General features: G+C 72.8%; 14 protein-coding genes. 5 read left to right on the top strand and 9 right to left on the bottom strand.

The window, feature by feature from the left end; genetic code table 11:
- Positions 1 to 85 precede the first annotated feature (85 nt).
- From ACFYW7_RS19745 to ACFYW7_RS19720, 6 genes are all read right to left on the bottom strand, one after another.
- Positions 86 to 1,432 (bottom strand): ABC transporter ATP-binding protein, encoded by a 1,347-nt coding sequence (locus ACFYW7_RS19745; protein ID WP_389503937.1) that lies wholly within the window; start codon positions 1,430 to 1,432, stop codon positions 86 to 88.
- Positions 1,433 to 1,673: 241 nt separating this feature from the next.
- Positions 1,674 to 2,453, bottom strand: a complete 780-nt coding sequence (locus ACFYW7_RS19740) for a class F sortase (RefSeq protein ID WP_389503935.1) — start codon at positions 2,451 to 2,453, stop codon at positions 1,674 to 1,676.
- Entirely contained in the window at positions 2,440 to 3,384 is a 945-nt protein-coding gene (locus ACFYW7_RS19735) for a hypothetical protein (RefSeq protein WP_389503933.1), read from the bottom strand. The genes ACFYW7_RS19740 and ACFYW7_RS19735 overlap by 14 nt, the downstream gene beginning before the upstream one ends.
- Positions 3,385 to 3,637: 253 nt before the next feature.
- Complete coding sequence (locus ACFYW7_RS19730) at positions 3,638 to 5,947, bottom strand: molybdopterin oxidoreductase family protein (protein WP_389503931.1); 2,310 nt, start codon at positions 5,945 to 5,947, stop codon at positions 3,638 to 3,640.
- A gap of 235 nt (positions 5,948 to 6,182) precedes the next feature.
- Positions 6,183 to 6,800 carry a TetR family transcriptional regulator gene (locus tag ACFYW7_RS19725; RefSeq protein WP_389503929.1) on the bottom strand — a complete coding sequence of 206 codons (618 nt, stop codon included), beginning with the start codon at positions 6,798 to 6,800 and terminating at the stop codon, positions 6,183 to 6,185.
- A 408-nt stretch (positions 6,801 to 7,208) separates the two neighbouring features.
- On the bottom strand, positions 7,209 to 7,763 hold the full coding sequence (locus ACFYW7_RS19720; protein WP_389503927.1) for a hypothetical protein: 555 nt from the start codon (positions 7,761 to 7,763) through the stop codon (positions 7,209 to 7,211).
- Between the two features lie 282 nt (positions 7,764 to 8,045).
- On the opposite strand from ACFYW7_RS19720, the gene hmgA reads away from it, so the two are divergent.
- The 4 genes from hmgA (at position 8,046) to ACFYW7_RS19700 (ending at position 12,747) form a co-directional block, all read left to right on the top strand.
- Positions 8,046 to 9,386 carry a homogentisate 1,2-dioxygenase gene (gene hmgA, locus ACFYW7_RS19715; protein ID WP_389503924.1) on the top strand — a complete coding sequence of 447 codons (1,341 nt, stop codon included), beginning with the start codon at positions 8,046 to 8,048 and terminating at the stop codon, positions 9,384 to 9,386.
- Between the two features lie 48 nt (positions 9,387 to 9,434).
- A complete protein-coding gene (locus ACFYW7_RS19710) occupies positions 9,435 to 10,184 on the top strand; it encodes a GntR family transcriptional regulator (RefSeq protein WP_389503922.1) in 750 nt (249 codons plus the stop codon).
- A 41-nt stretch (positions 10,185 to 10,225) separates the two neighbouring features.
- The gene (locus tag ACFYW7_RS19705) at positions 10,226 to 11,446 is read left to right on the top strand and encodes a type ISP restriction/modification enzyme (protein ID WP_389503920.1); all 1,221 of its coding nucleotides are present in this window, start codon (positions 10,226 to 10,228) and stop codon (positions 11,444 to 11,446) included.
- A gap of 92 nt (positions 11,447 to 11,538) precedes the next feature.
- On the top strand, positions 11,539 to 12,747 hold the full coding sequence (locus ACFYW7_RS19700; protein ID WP_389504633.1) for a CaiB/BaiF CoA transferase family protein: 1,209 nt from the start codon (positions 11,539 to 11,541) through the stop codon (positions 12,745 to 12,747).
- 154 nt (positions 12,748 to 12,901) lie between these two features.
- On the opposite strand, the gene ACFYW7_RS19695 is transcribed toward ACFYW7_RS19700, so the two are convergent.
- From ACFYW7_RS19695 to ACFYW7_RS19685, 3 genes are all read right to left on the bottom strand, one after another.
- Entirely contained in the window at positions 12,902 to 13,171 is a 270-nt protein-coding gene (locus tag ACFYW7_RS19695; RefSeq protein ID WP_389503917.1) for a hypothetical protein, read from the bottom strand.
- Positions 13,172 to 13,286: 115 nt separating this feature from the next.
- Positions 13,287 to 14,075 (bottom strand): anti-sigma factor domain-containing protein, encoded by a 789-nt coding sequence (locus ACFYW7_RS19690; protein WP_389503914.1) that lies wholly within the window; start codon positions 14,073 to 14,075, stop codon positions 13,287 to 13,289.
- A gap of 55 nt (positions 14,076 to 14,130) precedes the next feature.
- Positions 14,131 to 14,673, bottom strand: a complete 543-nt coding sequence (locus ACFYW7_RS19685) for a sigma-70 family RNA polymerase sigma factor (RefSeq protein ID WP_389503912.1) — start codon at positions 14,671 to 14,673, stop codon at positions 14,131 to 14,133.
- 260 nt (positions 14,674 to 14,933) lie between these two features.
- Between ACFYW7_RS19685 and ACFYW7_RS19680 the strand changes: the two genes are divergently transcribed.
- Positions 14,934 to 16,475: a DUF4331 domain-containing protein gene (locus ACFYW7_RS19680; RefSeq protein WP_389503910.1), complete on the top strand. Its 1,542-nt coding sequence runs from the start codon at positions 14,934 to 14,936 to the stop codon at positions 16,473 to 16,475.
- Positions 16,476 to 16,485: the final 10 nt, after the last annotated feature.

Here is a 16,485-nt window from a genome sequence, read left to right as displayed (position 1 = left end):
GGAGTTCCGCGCCTCCGGAGGTTTACCGGGGTTTCCGGGGTCGCCGGGGTCGCCGGGGCATGCGGGCCTTCAGGCTTTCCCGGGTTCACTCGTCCAGGTCCGGCAGTCGCGCCGGCGCCGGACAGATCCGTTCACCGCTCCGGTCGAAGACGAACAGGTGGGCGATGTCCACGAGGAGCGGGATCTGCATGCCGTGGCGGAGTTCGATGTCGGGCGTGGTGCGCACGACGAGATCGCCGGGCAGCCGGCCCTCGGGCGGCGTCTCCTCGGGGAGGTCGGATTCCGCGCCGGACGGATGGTCGAGGACGACGACCGGCCCGGCCCTGCGCGCCCCCGCCCGCCCCCGCAGCCGGCCCAGGACGGTGCCCCCGTCGCGGCGGCGCCGTCCGGCCTGCCGGGATGGGCGCGGCGACTCCAGATCCGGTACGAGGGCGGGCCGCGAGCCCGTGTTGAAGTGGACGAACACCTCGTGCCCCTGGAACTCCACGTGCTCGACCAGCCCGCTGATCGCCACTTCGCCCGGCCGGGCGTCGGCCGGTCTGGCGATCCGCACGGCCTCGGAGCGCAGCCCGACGATCACCTCACGGCCCTGCTGCACACGGAGCAACTGGTGGTCGAGGCTGAGGGGTTCGGGCAGTCGCAGGTACTGCTTGCCGAGGCTGATCGTCATGGCGCCGTCGAGCGGGGCCCGCACGAGACCGCGCAGCAGGTTGATTCGCGGGGTGCCGATGAAGGCGGCCACGAAGACGTTCGCGGGCAGCCCGTAGACCGTGCGGGGCGTGCCCAGTTGCTGGAGGACCCCGCCGCGCAGCACGGCGACCCGGTCGCCGAGCGACATCGCCTCGGCCTGGTCGTGGGTGACGTACACCGTGGTCGCGCCCAACTCCCTGGTGAGCCGGGAGATCTCGGCCCGCAGGTGGTTGCGGAGCTTGGCGTCGAGGTTGGACAGCGGCTCGTCCATCAGGAAGGCGGAGGGATGGCGCGCGATGGCCCGGCCCATCGCGACGCGCTGCCGCTCGCCGCCGGAGAGCTGGTTGGGGAAGCGGTCGAGGAGGTCCTGGATGCCGAGCATGCGGGCGGTGGCGTCCACCCGGGACCGGGGATCCTCGCCGGGTGTCTCGATGCGCAGCGGGAAGCCGATGTTGTCGCGGCTGGTCATGCTCGGGTAGAGGGCGAAGTTCTGGAACACCATCGCCATGTCCCGCCCGGACGGCGGCAGATCGTTGGCGTACTCGCCGTCCAGCCGCAACTCGCCCTCGGTGACCTCCTCCAGTCCCGCGATCATCCTGAGCACGGTCGACTTGCCGCAGCCGGAGGGGCCGAGCAGCACGAGGAACTCGCCGGGCCGGATGTCCAGCGACAGCCGCTCCACGACGCGGACCCCGCGGGTGTAGGACTTACTGACGTGGTGCAGGGAGATGGCGCGTGTCATGACAGGTGCCCCCGGGGGCGTGCAAGGCGCTGGTGCTCCGCGGTCGAACGTCCCGTGCGGGTCGTACGGGACCTTTGCGTCACGGAAGTTAACGGACCGCACACGTCCGGGGGAAGACGCTCGGCCGTATCGGACCGGCCGGTTCGGCACGGCCGGAAACGGACGATCGGCTACCGGTCGGACCGGGGCCGGGGCACCCCGAGGGGCGCCCGCCGCCCCGATCCGGCGTCCGGGGTCCGTCTCAGGAGGTCCCCGCCCGTCCCCGGGTCTGCGTGAGATGGGCGAAGACGACGAGGTTCGCGGTGTAGCCGGTCTTCCGGTCGTAGGCGCCGCCGCAGGTGATCAGACGCAGTTCGGGGCGGTCCCGCGCGCCGTACACCTCCGCGTCGGGGAAGTGCGCCTTCGCGTACGTCCGTACGGCGTCCACCGTATAGACGGCGGTCCGTCCGTCCACACGGCGGGCCTCGACGAGGACACCGGTCCGGATCCGTTCCAACGGGGCGAAGACGGCGGCTCCCGTGCGGGTGTCACGATGGCCGACGACGACGGCCGTGCCCCGTTCGCCCGGGGTGGGACCGTCCGAGTACCAGCCGACCACCTTCGGATCGTCCACGGGCGGCGCGGTGAGCCGTCGCTCGTGGTCCAGCCGGAGGCCCATGACCGGCGCCTCCAGCCCGAGCGAGGGGATGCGGAGCGAGGTGGCCCGGGAGCGTGTCAGCGGGGAGGCCTCGGGCCGTGGCCGGGCCGGTCGGGCGGCCGGGGAGCGACGCGGCGGCCCCCCGCGCGCCTCGCCGGCGGAACGGCGGGAGTCCGGCCCGTGCCCGACGGCCGCCGCCCCGGCCGGAGCGGAGGCGGCGGCGCGGTCGTCGTGCACGGCACCGGACACCGGCGTTCCGGCCGGCTCGCCGTCCCCCGCCCACCAGACGCCGCCCGCCACCAGCGCGGAGGCGACCACCAGGGTCCGCGTCAGGCGGTAGGCGCGCGTCCGGTACCAGGGCCTGCGTCGTCTACGCGGCGCCATCGGCGCGCCGGCGCAGTCGCAGGAACACGACTCCTCCGACCACGACGAGGCCTACGGCCGCCGCACCGGCGACCGGCGAGAAGTTCTGCGGGTGGGCGAGACCGCCGCCGCCGGCGGGAGGTCCGCCGTTGGGACCGCTCTGGGGACCGCCCTGGGCGGCCTGGGACCCACCGGGACCGCTCTGGGAGCCGCCGAAACCACCCTGGGACCCACCCGGACCGCCCTGGGACGCGGCCTGACCGCCGCCCTGGGACCCACCCGGGCCGCCCTGGGACGCGGCCTGACCGCCGCCCTGGGACCCACCCGGGCCGCCCTGGGACGCGGCCTGACCGCCGCCCTGGGACCCGCCGGGGCCGCCCTGGGACGCCCCCTGTCCACCCTGGGACCCGCCCGGACCGCCCTGGCCCCCGCCCTGACCGGCCTGGGATCCGCCAGGACCCGCTTGGGACGCGGCCTGGCCGCCCTGCGGGGAAGGCGCTCCGCTCGGGTTCGGGGCACCCGCCGGGCAGTCGACCTCGAAGAGCTTGTTCTGGCCCGCGCCGCTCGCGCCCGTGAGCTTCCAGGTCAGCTGGTACCGGCCGTCGGGCAGGGTGAGGATGCGTGACCCGCCGTGCCCGGACCGGGGCACCGCCAGCGTGCCCGCGAGCTGGGCGCCGCCCGTGACCAGGGGCTGGGTCACGATCGACCACGTGACGCGCTGCCCGTCCTGGAAGTTGAAGGCGTCGAGATAGAAGCGGCAGACCTTCGGATCGTCCTGCTCGACGTTGAACCCGGTGCTCGAGTCGTGGATCTTGACGTCGGCGGGGTCCCCGGGGGCGGCGACGGCGGCCGGGGCCCCGAGGAGCCCGGTACCCCCGAAGGCCAGGACTGCGAGAGCGGCGACGGCGGCGCGGCCTGGGCCGGTGCGGCGCGCGAAGGACGAGGTGGACATGCGAGTTCCCTCCGAGTCAGACGATTTTCATATAAATCTCACTTCGTCTGACTGCCTTTCACATGCGCCTCGGCCGACGCGGCAACCGCGCCCTACGACCCGTCGGATATCGCTCTTCCGGCGCAAGCGGATCCGGCCGACGACGGGCCTGCGTCGGGTCGCGCCCGAGAGCGGTCGCGACGCCGTACGGAGGTAGCAGCGCCGTACGGCGGGGGTGACGCCGTACGGCGGGGGCGAGTCGGGGTACGAACTGCTACGGGCAGGCCGCCAGGTCCACGGGCACGCCGTTGAGCACCGCGGTTCCGGACAGCGGGTCGAGCAGGGAGCCGTCGAGGAGCTGATTGACGTTGACGCCGGGGTCCAGGGCGGCATGGCTCATCCGGGTGCCGGGGCGGTCGTGTCCCCAGCCGTGCGGAAGGCTGACCACTCCCCGCCGTACGGTGTCGGTGACCTCCACCGGGGCGGTCACCTCTCCCCCGGCGCCCTTGACGCGTACGGCCCCCCCGTCGGTGAGCCCGAACCGGGCCGCGTCGTCGGGATGCACGTGCAGGGTGCAGCGGTTGGAACCTCCGGTGAGCGCGGGAACGTTGTGCATCCAGCTGTTGTTGGAGCGCAGGTGACGGCGGCCGACCAGGACGACGGCCGCGGGGCGCTCGCGCAGCGCGTCGCGCAGGCGCGGCAGATCGCCGGCGATCGGCTCCGGAAGCAGCTCGATCCTGCCGCTGCGGGTCTTCAGGCGCTGGGGCAGACAGGAGGCGAGGGGGCCCAGGTCGATGCCGTGCGGGTGCGCTAGCAGCTTGTCCAGCGTCAGGCCGTCCGGCCGGGCGCCGAAGCCTTCGCCGTACGGGCCGAGGCGCAGCATCATGTCGAGCCGGCGCTCGGGACCGTTCTCGCCGGTGAGGGCGGCGGCGAGTTCACGCGGGTCACGGCCGTGCACCGGGGACGCGGTGTCCCCGACCGCCTTGCCCAGGGTGCTGTCGATGACCATCGTGTCCACGGCGGACGGGTCGGCGCCGTGCATGCCGGTGGCGGCGAGGACGAGCCGGGCGAGGATCTCGGTCTCCGCCATGCGCCCCTCCTCCAGGGGGACGGCGGGGCGGCTGTAGCGGACCTGGTTGCGGACGGCGAGGGTGTTGAACGCGAAGTCGTGGTGCGCCCCTTGGGAGTGCGGGGGCGGCGGCAGCACGACGTGGGCGTGCCGGGAGGTCTCGTTCAGGTAGGGGTCGACGCTGACCATGAAGTCCAGCGATTCGAGCGCCTTGTCGAGACGCAGGCCGTCGGGTGCGGACAGGACGGGGTTGGCGGCGACGGCGATGACGGCGCGGACCGGGGTGCCGTCCGGGGTCGCGGTGTCGATCTCCTCCGCCAGGGCGGCCAGCGGCAGTTCGCCCTTGGCCTCCGGGTGCCGGCTCACCCGGCTGTGCCAGCGGCCGAGCGCGAAGCCGTGGCCGGGACCCGCCGGGCGGGGCGACCGGTCGGTCGCGGCCACGGGGAAGAGCGCGCCGCCGGGCCGGTCGAGGTTGCCGGTCAGGATGTTGAGGACGTCCACCAGCCAGCTGGCCAGGGTGCCGTGCGGGACGGTGCAGCTGCCGATGCGGCCGTAGACGGCGGCGGTGGGCGCGGCGGCCAGCTCGCGCGCCAGCTCCCGGATCGTGCCGGCGTCCACGTCACAGACCGCGCTCGCCGCCTCGGGAGTGAAGTCCCGCAGTTCGTCGGGTAGTTCGTCGACTCCCTGGACGTGCTGGGCGAGTTGGCCGAGGTCGACGAGCTTCTCCTCGAAGAGGACGTACACCATCGCCGCGAGGAGCGTCGCGTCGGTGCCGGGCCTGATCGGCACATGACGGTCGGCGAGTTTGGCCGTGCGCGTCCGACGGGGGTCGATGACGGTCAGCGTGCCGCCGCGGGCCTTGAGCGCCCTGAGCCTGCCGGGGAAGTCGGGTGCGGTGCACAGACTCCCGTTGGATTCCAGGGGGTTGGCGCCGATGAGCAGCAGGTGGTCGGTGCGGTCGAGGTCCGGGACGGGGATCGCGTTGGCGTCGCCGTACAGCAGGCCGCTCGACACGTGCTTGGGCATCTGGTCGACCGTGGAGGCGGTGAAGACGCTGTGGGTGCGCAGGGCGCCGAGCAGGACGGGCGGGTAGAGGGCGCCCGCCATGGTGTGCACGTTCGGGTTGCCGAGGACGACGCCGAGGGCGTGCGGCCCGTGGCGCTCGACGACGGACCGCAGTCCGGCGGCCACCGCGTCGAAGGCCTCCTCCCAGGTGGCCTCGCGCAGTTCGCCGTCCTCGCGGACGAGGGGGGCGCGCAGCCGGTCGGGGTCGCTGTCGGCGGCCCCGAAGGAGGCGCCCTTCGGGCAGATGAAGCCCTTGCTGAACACGTCGTCGCGGTCACCCCGGGCACCGGTCACCCGGGTGCCCTCGATGGTCAGCGTCAGCCCGCAGGTGGCTTCGCACAGGGGGCAGACGCGCAGGGCGGTTCGGGAGTCGGGGGTGGTACCGGAGATGCGGGACACGGGTCCTCCCGGAGGGCGGTGACTTCGGCGGCACACGGACGCGCCGAGCATACCGACCGGTACGCATGACGGGGAGGGGCAGCCGGGGGTCAGGTCGGAAATCCGCGGGCGAGGCGGGTCTCCCGGTGAGGGGCGGAGGGGGCTGGAGGGGCCACGGCGGGGCGGTCCAACCCTGGCCAGGTACGCGCGGAGCGGGGGCGGGTCGGTCCAGGACTCCGGCGGGCACGCGCGGATCAGCGACAGGCCGGTTCGGAACCCTGGCGGGTGCGCGCGGAGCGGGGACGGGTCAGTCCAGGACCCTGGCCAGGTACGCGCGGAGCAGCACGCGTGTCTCCTCGATGATCCGCTCGTCGCCCTCGGGGGCGACCCGGAAGGCCAGGTGGACCAGGGTGTCGGCGGTCTCCACGGCGATCAGGAAGGAGCGGCGCAGGTCGTCGTCAGGGGTGCGGTCGAGATAGCCGGCGAGCAGCTCGGTGAGGCGGTCGGCGACCCGGGTGTTGGGTTCGGCGTAGCGGGCGCCGACCGGGATCTGGTTGCCGAAGTCGACCAGGGAGAAGCCCGGCGCGGTGCGTTTCATGGCGAGGTACTCGTCGAGCACCGCGTCCATCGCCGTCCGCCAGCCTCCCCCCTCCGCCTCCCGCAGGCACCGGGTGACGCGCTCGGCGTAGAGCTCCAGGTTGCGCTGGGCGAGCGCGTCGGCCATCGCGCGCTTGTTGCCGAAGAAGCGGTAGACCGAGCCGATGGGGACACCGGCCCGCTGGGCCACGGCCCGTGTGCTCAGACCGTCGTAGCCCACCTCGTCCAGGAGGTCGGCGCAGGCGTCGAGGATTCTGGTCAGTCGTTCTGCGCTGCGGCGCTGTACGGGCGCTCTGCGCAGCGAGGTCGCATGGGGCACGGGCTTCATGATGCCTTTCCGCAGGGATCCGGTGAACCTCCCCCAGGAGTACGCGCATGGGTGCCGTGACCACTCATTCCGCCCCCGTCCCCCCGCGCACCACGTGGCCTGCGCCGCGACCCTCGACGTGTCCGGCGTCACGTCGGGGAGGTGGCGGGAGTCACCGTGCGGTGCCCGTCCGGGAGGCGGCCGGCCCGACCGCCCGGAGGTCGGCCGGCACCGACGGTCCGGAGGTCTGCCGGTGCCGACGGCCAGGACCTGACCACGCCGCCGTTCGGAGGCACGCCGACCTCGCCGTCCGGGGCACGCCGGTGTCACCGTCCGGGGGCACGCCGGCCCGCCGTCCGGTAGGGCCGACGGCGCCGTCGTCCAGGAGGCCGGTGACGGCGTCACCCAGGGGACCGGTCGTGGCGGCGTTCAGGAGGCCGACGATGGTGGCGTCCGGGACGGGGGCGCGGTCGTCGCCGGGTGCGGTCCCGACGCCGACACGGTGATGTCGGCCGTGCTCTCGACCGGCTCTCCGTGGACGGCCCACACGGTGTCGTCGTCGGCGTACAGGCGCGCGGTGACATGGTGGGTGCCGCGCGGCACGAGGTCCCCGGCCAGGTGGTGTTCGGCGGTGCGCAGCCGGGCCACGGTCCTGCCGTCGACGTAGAGGTGGACGACGCCGCGCCCGACGACCGGCACGGCTCGCACCCCTTCGGGCGAGAAGCGGAAGTTGCGGACGGTCAGCCGCACGTCCCAGCCGTCGGCGGAGTCGGGCTGGATCTCGATCGCGACCTCGGGCGCCCCCTTCCCGCCCACCTCGCGGTAGGGCCGCCCCTCGTCGTCCGCGTCGTCGAGCAGCGTGCCCACGGGAGAGGCCGACACCGCGGCCCCCCGCTCGTGCCCGTCACCGTCGTCGCAGCCCGCCGCTCCGCCGAGCAGGGCGCAGAGCGCGAGCACGGCGAGAACTCCTCCCGTCCACCGCATGACCGGGAGCGTAGAACAGGCCCCCGACGGCCGGGATCCCCCTGGAGTCGGGTTCCTGGGCCGCGCACCGAGCCCTGAGTACTACATCCCGAGGGGGCCACGCCCGCCCGCCCCCCGGCCCGACCGGGCGCCCGTGTCCGGGCCGGTGCCCGCGCCCGGTCGCACCGGGATCGACGCGCGGCGCCCGTGGCCGATCCCGTTCGGTGATCGCGGCCCGCCTCTTGCGCGGACCCGTACCGAATCCTACGGTGATGCATAGGAATCAGGCGCGAGGGAGCGATCATGAGCGGGGACGCGAGGAAGACGGCCGAGGGGCTGGCCTACCTCTCCGGATTCGGCAACGAACACAGCTCGGAGGCGGTCCCGGGAGCGCTGCCGCACGGCCGCAACGCGCCGCAGCGCGCACCGCTCGGGCTGTACGCGGAGCAGCTGAGCGGCACGGCGTTCACCGAGCCGAGGGCGTCCAACCGGCGTTCGTGGCTGTACCGGATCCGGCCGTCGGCCGCGCACCCCGCGTTCACCCGCACCGACAACGGCGCGCTGCGGACGGCACCCTTCACGGAGGAGGTGCCCGACCCGAACCGGCTGCGCTGGAACCCGCTGCCCGAGCCCCCCGCCGGCACCGACTTCCTCGCGGGGCTGTGGACCCTCGGCGGCAACGGCGACGCGACCCAGCGCACCGGGATCGCGGTGCACCTCTATCACGCCAATTCCTCGATGGAGCGGGTGTTCGGCGACTCCGACGGCGAACTGCTCATCGTCCCCGAGCGCGGCGGCCTGCTGCTGCGCACCGAGTTCGGGTCGCTGCGGGCGGAGCCCGGCCAGGTGGCGCTGATCCCCCGCGGGGTGCGCTTCCGGGTGGAGCTGCTGGACGCCGAGCCGGAGGGCGGCCCGGGATCGAGCGCCCGCGGCTACGTGTGCGAGAACTACGGCGCGCCCTTCCAGCTGCCCGACCTCGGCCCGATCGGCGCCAACGGTCTCGCCAACGCCCGCGACTTCCTCGCGCCGGTCGCCGCGTACGAGGACGTCGAGGGACCCGTCGAGGTGGTGAACAAGTTCTGCGGCAACCTCTGGACGGCGACGTACGACCACTCGCCGCTGGATGTGGTCGCCTGGCACGGCAACCATGTGCCGTACGTCTATGACCTGCGCCGTTTCAATGTGATCGGCTCCATCAGCTACGACCACCCGGACCCCTCGATCTTCACCGTGCTGACGTCCCCGTCCGACACCCCGGGTCTGGCCGGGGTCGACTTCGTCGTCTTCGCGCCGCGCTGGCTGGTGGGCGAGGACACGTTCCGGCCGCCGTACTTCCACCGGAACGTGATGAGCGAGTACATGGGGCTGATCGAGGGCGCGTACGACGCGAAGGCGGAGGGCTTCGTACCGGGCGGCGGCTCCCTGCACAACATGATGTCGGCGCACGGGCCGGACCGGGAGACGTTCGAGCGCGCCGGAGCCGCCGAGCTGAGGCCGCAGAAGATCGACGACGGGCTCGCCTTCATGTTCGAGACGCGTTGGCCGGTGACCGCGACCGCCCAGGCGGCACGGGCGGAGCATCTCCAGCAGGGCTACGACGACGTGTGGCGGGGCCTCCAGAAGCACTTCCGCCCGGTCGACTGAGATCCACCGACCGTTGCCTTCCACGCCCGCGACCGGTACGGATACCTCGTGACCTCCTTCGCTCCGGACTCGATCGTCCTGAACCGCAAGCTGCCGCTCTGGTATCAGGTGTCGCAGTCCCTGCGCGCCTCGATACTCGGCCGCGCCCCTCAGGACCCGCTGCGGCTGCCCACCGAGGAGCAGCTCGCCGGGCACTACGGGGTGAGCGTGCTGACCATGCGGCAGGCGCTCAAGGAGCTGGAGGTCGAGGGGCTGATCACCCGGCACCGCCGGCGGGGGACGTTCATCGAGCCGAGTGCCCTGCGGGGCGCGCCCGTGCGGCTGCTCGGTTCGGTGGACGCGATCGTGGCCCAGCAGTCGGGCATGACGACCGAGCTGCTCGGACAGGGGAAGGCCCCCGTCTCGGGGGAACTGGCGGAGTTCTTCCCGGATGTGGCCGAGGTGGCGACGTACCACCGGCTGCGCAGCGACGAGACGACGGGCGAACCGACGAATCACGCGCGCAACTTCCTCCGCCCGGAGCTCGCCGACCGCATCGACCGGGAGGATCTGATCCGCTGGCCGATGACCAAGGTGCTGCGGGACGTCCTCGAGGTCGGCATCAGCCGGATCACCGACACGGTGGAGGCCACGCTCGCGGACCCGGAGACGGCGCGCCTGCTCCAGGTGCCGCTGCTCAGTCCGATCCTGCGCTACACGGGCATCATCTACGGCCAGGACGGGCGGGCGCTGGACGTGGCGGTCATCCACTACCGGGGCGACCGCTTCTCGTTCACGGTCACCCTCGACGCCCACTGACGATGCCGTACGGGGACGGCGCGCGGCGCCCACGTCGTACGATGCCGAGCGTGACGCACGACGCCGCCGCTCCGCTGCTCACGGACCTCATGCCGTGGTCCGTCGCACCGCCGAGGCTGGGCCGGGGGTGGCCGACGGCCCCCGACGCGGCATCCCTGAAAGCGCGCTGGAACGCTCTTGTCCAGGCCGAAGGGGCCGACCGCGAGGCGCTGTTCGGCCCGACCCGGGCGCGCACGACACACTCCGCGGTCGCCCAGCTGCCGGGGCAGTCCAGTGGTACGGGGCGCCTCGCCCGGGTCTCGGACCCCTGCCCCGAACCGGTCCGCGTCCTGTGCGGCCCCTTCGACGAGCAGTGGCTGATCCCCGACCACCGGCTGATCGACGCCGCCCGCCCCGAGTTGTGGCGGGTGGCGGACGACGAGCAGGTGTTCGTCGTCGAGCAGACCGCGCCGCCCGGGGCGCCCGGGCCCGCTCTGCTGGCTTCCGCCGTGCTGCCGCTGAGCGCCGGCCGCGGCGGCCGGGTGCGTCCGCTCTACCGGCGCCCCGGCGGCCGCGAACCGAACCTGGCACCGGGTCTGCCGGAGTACCTCGGCAGCCGTCTGGGCCACTCCCCCACCCCCGTCGACGTGCTCGCCTGGACGCTGGCCGTCGCGCGGCCCGGCCGGGACGGCTGCGCGGTCCCGCTCACCGGGGACCCCGAAGTCTGGGAGCGCGGGGTCGAGTCGGGGCGCCGGACGCTGTGGCTGATGCGCCGCGACGGAGAGCGCCCCAAGCTCCCCGGCGGCCGGCGCCCGTACGTCCGCGCGCCGCTGACCGCGCTCCCCCGCGCCAGGCCCCGTCCGACCGCCACCCCTCTCGTCACCGACCCCTTCTACGACCGCGCCGAGGAGTCCCTGCATCTCGGCGAGGGCCGGATATCGCCCGTGCCGCCCGAGGCCTGGGACTTCGAGGTCGGTGGTGTGCGCGTGCTGGAACAGTGGTTCGCGGCCAGGACCGGGACGCCCGAGCCGGGAACCCTGGAGGCGATCGGCCCCGCCGGCTGGCCCCAGGCCTGGACGTCCGAGCTTCTCGAACTCATCACGGTGCTCGCACTGCTCGCGGAACCGCGGTCCTGGGAAGCCGACTCGGAGCCGGGCTCACCGATCACCCGTGCCGAACTGCGCTCGGCCGGGGTCCTCCCGGTACCGGACGCAGCACGGCGGCCCGCCTCGGTGCTCGACCACCACGAAGAGGGCCCGGAGGGCCAGTTCGCACTGATCTAGTTCCCCCCGTCGCCTTCCCGTCGCCGCCCGGAGCGCGTGGGAGGGCGACCGACGGGGCCTGACGGCGCATGACAAAGACGGTGCCGAGGGGCATGATCCACCGCATGCAGCCAGAGCCTCTGCCCCTCGAAGGCATCACCGTCGTCGCCGTCGAACAAGCTGTCGCCGCACCCTTCGCCACCCGTCAGCTCGCCGATCTGGGCGCCCGGGTCGTCAAGGTCGAGCGGATCGACGGCGGCGACTTCGCCCGCGGCTACGACACCGCGGCCGCGGGCCTGGCCTCCCACTTCGTGTGGTGCAACCGGGGCAAGGAGTCCATCGCCCTCGACCTGAAGGACCCGCGCGGGCTCGAGGTGGTGCGCCGGCTCGTCGCGGACGCGGACGTGTTCGTGCAGAACCTCGCCCAGGGGGCGGCGGCCCGGCTGGGCCTGGACGCGATGACCCTGTGTGCCGAACACCCGCGGCTGATCGCCGTGGACATCTCGGGGTACGGGCCCTCCGGGCCGTACGCGGACAAACGCGCGTACGACATGCTCGTGCAGTGCGAGGCGGGGCTCGTGTCGGTGACGGGAACGCCCGAGCTGCCGGTGAAGGCCGGCGTCCCGGCGGCGGACATCGCGGCGGCCATGTACGCCTTCTCCGGGGTCCTCGCGGCACTGGTGCGACGCGGCACGACCGGGCGCGGGGGCCCGGTGGAGGTGTCGATGCTGGACGCGCTCGCGGAGTGGATGGGGCATCCGCTGCACCATGTGATGCACGACGGGACACCACCGGCGCGCACCGGCCTCGCGCATTCCGTCATCGTTCCCTACGACGTCTATTCGACGGCGGACGGCGGGCGGGTGCTGTTGTCGGTGCAGAACGACCGGGAGTGGCGCAGGCTCGCCCAACAGATTCTGCTGCGGCCCGAGTTGGCCGACGATCCGGAGTTCGCGACGAACCCGGCACGGGTGGCCGCCCGGGAGCGCGTGGACACCCTGGTGGCGAAGGCGCTGGGTGTGCTCGGGGCCGACGAGGCCGTGACCCGTCTGGAGGCGGCGGGCATCGCGTGCGCGCGGCTGCGGGACGTACGGGAGGTGGCGGAGCATCCGCAGCTGGCGGCCAGGAACCGATGGCGGGAGGTGGGATCACCGGTCGGGCCGTTGCGGGCGCTGCTGCCTCCGATCACGCTGCCGGGCGGGAAGGAGGCTCGGATGGGGGCCGTCCCGCGGCTCGGTGAGCACACGGGGGTGGTGTTGCGGGCGCTGGGCATGACGGACGCGGACGTCGCCGAGCTGCGGCGGGACGGAGTGGTGCGCTGAGCCCTGGGACCCGGCGCGGGTGGCGACCCGCGCTCCGGCCGTGGTGACCGCCGGGCGCCGCCGCCCGCCGCGGGAATGACGGACGCGGTGGGCCGGCGCCGCCGGTTCGACGGATTCCGGAGCGCGGGTCGGGAAGTTCGGTGCCGACAGGTGCTCAGTGACCGCCGAACAGCGAACGGCTGAGCCGCCTGAGCGGCGCGAAGAGCGAGACCCGCCGCATGCGCGCACCCAGGGAGCCGCTGTCGCGCGCGGTGTCACGCGTCGTGAGTTCACGCATCAGCGACGTCGCCTCGGCCGTTTCGCGCTGCGGTATGGCGGGGCCACCGAGCACCGCGAGATGGCGGTCGAGGCGCGAACTGGTCGCGCTGCTCCCGCATGTGATCGCAGGGACGCGAGCCCTGCTGCGCACCGTTATCTGTTCCATGTCACTCCCCACCCGTACAAGTCCACCCGGCCCGGGCAGACTAACCCTATCGCCCCCACATGGCGCTCGTGTATCGCGGACACAGGATTCACCTTCCCCGTAAGGGGGTTGACGATTACTCTCCGAATCCAACCGTTTCCAGGGCGAGTTGGACAACCGGCGCGGTAGTGGGCTGCACCGAGCCCCCGCCGGGCTCGACGGTCACTGCGAGTGACGTCGCCTCGGTGTTCAGCCCGTCGGCCACGAGGGGCGTGTCGCCGTCGAACAGGCCGAGGGAACGCGGTTTTCCGTCGGGACGCATGAGCCACAGCTGGTGGACGCGCCCGCCCGGGGGAGTGCCGAGTCCGCTGACCGTCACGACGGCGCTCCGGAGCTCGGCGGAGGCGACCACTCCGATTCCGCGGCCCCGGGAGTCCCGATCGCCGGTCGCCCGCGCGTCGGGGGCCGCGAGAACGTGGGCGATCTCACGCGCCTGGGCACGCTCCCGGTTCAGATCGTCGCGGACCTGGGTCGCCTGCACGGCGAACAGCGCGGCGACGACGAGGGCCGCGGCGGCCGTGGTGGTGGCCAACGGCGCGAACAGCGGGTGGAACAGGGGGGCCCGCGCACGCGCGGGTTGGCGCGCCGTCCGCGTACGGGGCTGGTCCCGTACGGCCGGTTCCTGAGGCGTCGCCCGTACGGCGGCCAGCACCCGTTCGCGCAGCACGGCCGGCGGGGCCGCCGCCGTGGACCAGGCGAGCCGCACCGCGTCCTCGGTGAGCGACCGCACCTCTTCGGCGCAGCGCTGACAGCCCTTCAGATGACGTTCGAAACGGCGTCGCTCGTCGCCCTCCAGGGCGTCGAGGGCATAGGGGGCGGCGAGAGAGTGCAGATCGCGGCCCAGCAGTCGGTCGAGGACGCTCACGCGGCACCTCCCTCTCTCGCGTGTGGATGACGGCCCGGCAGGCAGTCGGGGACGTTCATGCGACTCCTCCCAGGCATTCGCGCAGGCGGGTGAGCCCGTCGCGCATTCGGGTCTTGACGGTGCCGAGGGGCAGGGAGAGCCGTTCGGCGACTTCTCGGTAGGTGTAGCCGTCGTAGTAGGCGAGGGTGACGGACTGGCGCTGCAGCGCGGTGAGCCGGTCCAGGCAGCGGCGGACCCACTCGCGTTCGAGTCCGGCCTCTACCTCCTCGGCGACCTGGTCGAAGGCGGGGTGGTGGTTGCGCCGCCCCTCGCGCTCCTCGCGCTCGGTGGCGGCGCGGGCGCTGCGCACCCGGTCGACGGCACGGCGGTGCGCGAGCGTGAGGATCCACGACAGGGCGCTGCCGCGTCCCGGGTCGAACCGCCCGGCGGAGCGCCAGGTCTCCAGCAGCACCTCCTGCGACACCTCCTCCGACTGCGCCGGGTCCCGCACCACGCGGCGCACCAGTCCGAACACCGGCCCGGACACCAGTCCGTACAGCTCCTCGAACGCCTGCTGGTCGCCTCCGGCCACCAGCACCAGTAGTTCGTCAGCCTCCACCCGTCCCCCTCTCCGGCCCTGCACGGCCCGTCCTTTCCCCTACGTGTTCGCAGCGAACCTGTCTACGGATGGGTTACGGATCAGCGGGCCGAAAACGCGCCTCGGGCGCCGACCAGTTGGCGGTCCGTCGCGAAGAAAACTGCTCGTCGATGAAACAAGCCGAGAGAACCGCCGTAAACACGTTTGGGATTCGACCAATCCACCCCGGCGACCGCTCCGAATGGCGTGCGTCAGGCAAGTTGGACATGAGGACGGACGGCATGACACCTATCTCCAGGAGCGGTGTGGGACGCAGGACTCTCACGACCCTCGTATGCGGTGCGCTGGCCGCCGGGGGGCTCGCAGCCGCCGGTGTGACCGCGCTGGATCCGGGGGCGGCTTCCGCCTCCAGCCACCGGGAGGCCCCGCTGATCTCGGGCACTCCGCAGTACGACAACACGGACGTGTACGCGTTCGTGAGCCCGGACAAGCCCGACACGACGACGATCGTGGCGAACTGGATCCCCTTCGAGGAGCCGGCCGGCGGTCCGAACTTCTACACGTTCGCCGATGACGCCCAGTACGACATCCACATCGACAACGACGGTGACGCACAGGGTGAGTTGATCTACCGCTACACCTTCAAGACGCACCGCAAGAACGGCGACACCTTCCTCTACAACACGGGCGCGGTCACCAGTCTCGACGACCCCGACCTGAACATCACGCAGTCGTACGACATCGACCTGCTGCGGCTGCACAACCAGAGGATCGTGTCGCGGACGAAGGTCGCGGACGACGTTCCGGTCGCTCCGTCGAACGTCGGCAAGGCGTCGATGCCGGACTACGGCAAGCTGCGCGACCAGGCGGTGCACAAGCTCGCGGGCGGCTCGCAGACGTTCGCCGGCCAGGCGGACGACCCGTTCTTCCTCGACCTGCGCGTCTTCGACCTGCTGTACGGCGGGAACCTGACCGAGGTCGGGCGGGACACCCTCAAGGGCTACAACGTCAACTCCATAGCCCTGCAGGTCCCGAACGACATGATCCGCGAGTCGGAGGGCCAGCCGGTCGTCGGCATCTGGTCGACCACGCAGCGCCGGGACGCCCGGGGCAACTACTCGCAGGTCTCGCGTCTCGGCATGCCGCTGGTCAACGAGGTCGTCAACCCGCAGAAGGACAAGGACAAGTTCAACGCGTCCGCGCCCTGGGAGGACGCCCAGTTCCTGAAGAACGTGACCAACCCGGAGCTGCCGAAGCTCATCGAGGGGATCTACAAGATCAAGGCCCCGGCCGAGCCCCGCAACGACCTGGTCGACGTGTTCCTGAAGGGCGTGAAGGGCCTCAACCAGCCGCCGCACGTGCGTCCGGCGGAGGAGCTGCGCCTCAACACCTCGATCAAGCCGGCCACGCACCCCAAGCGGCTCGGCGTGCTCGACGGTGACAACGCGGGCTTCCCGAACGGCCGCCGCCTCACCGACGACGTGATCGACGCCTCGCTGCAGGTGGTCGAGGGTGAACTGGTCGGTTCCAAGAACGACCTGGGCGACGCCGTCGACAAGAACGACAAGAAGTTCGGGAAGTACTTCCCGTACGTCGCCAAGCCGACCTCGGGTTCGCGTGGCGCCCTCGCCAAGGGCACGACCAGCGGCACCGACGTGCGCAGCCAGCTCGGCGACGCGCTGCAGCCCGCCGGCACGACCTCCGGCGGCGGGACCGACACCGTGCTGATCGCGGGCTCCGCCGCGGCGGGCGCGGCCGGGATCCTGCTCATCGGCAGCGGCCTGCTGTGGTGGCGCCGACGGATGTACAACCGGGCCTACTGACCCGGCCCAC

This window comes from Streptomyces sp. NPDC002580, assembly GCF_042889485.1.
In the GTDB taxonomy this organism is placed as follows: domain Bacteria; phylum Actinomycetota; class Actinomycetes; order Streptomycetales; family Streptomycetaceae; genus Streptomyces.
This window is presented reverse-complemented; position numbering and strand designations above follow the sequence as displayed.

What these genes read in the sequence shown, in the direction of transcription:
- ACFYW7_RS19735 (WP_389503933.1), bottom strand. Translation starts at nt 3,384, where the DNA reads ATGTCCACCTCGTCCTTCGCGCGCCGCACCGGCCCAGGCCGCGCCGCC.
- ACFYW7_RS19700 (WP_389504633.1), top strand. Translation starts at nt 11,539, where the DNA reads ATGATCCACCGCATGCAGCCAGAGCCTCTGCCCCTCGAAGGCATCACC.
- ACFYW7_RS19730 (WP_389503931.1), bottom strand. Translation starts at nt 5,947, where the DNA reads ATGCTCGGCGCGTCCGTGTGCCGCCGAAGTCACCGCCCTCCGGGAGGA.
- ACFYW7_RS19705 (WP_389503920.1), top strand. Translation starts at nt 10,226, where the DNA reads ATGCCGAGCGTGACGCACGACGCCGCCGCTCCGCTGCTCACGGACCTC.
- ACFYW7_RS19695 (WP_389503917.1), bottom strand. Translation starts at nt 13,171, where the DNA reads ATGGAACAGATAACGGTGCGCAGCAGGGCTCGCGTCCCTGCGATCACA.
- ACFYW7_RS19680 (WP_389503910.1), top strand. Translation starts at nt 14,934, where the DNA reads ATGACACCTATCTCCAGGAGCGGTGTGGGACGCAGGACTCTCACGACC.
- ACFYW7_RS19720 (WP_389503927.1), bottom strand. Translation starts at nt 7,763, where the DNA reads ATGCGGTGGACGGGAGGAGTTCTCGCCGTGCTCGCGCTCTGCGCCCTG.
- ACFYW7_RS19725 (WP_389503929.1), bottom strand. Translation starts at nt 6,800, where the DNA reads ATGAAGCCCGTGCCCCATGCGACCTCGCTGCGCAGAGCGCCCGTACAG.
- ACFYW7_RS19740 (WP_389503935.1), bottom strand. Translation starts at nt 2,453, where the DNA reads ATGGCGCCGCGTAGACGACGCAGGCCCTGGTACCGGACGCGCGCCTAC.
- hmgA (WP_389503924.1), top strand. Translation starts at nt 8,046, where the DNA reads ATGAGCGGGGACGCGAGGAAGACGGCCGAGGGGCTGGCCTACCTCTCC.
- ACFYW7_RS19745 (WP_389503937.1), bottom strand. Translation starts at nt 1,432, where the DNA reads ATGACACGCGCCATCTCCCTGCACCACGTCAGTAAGTCCTACACCCGC.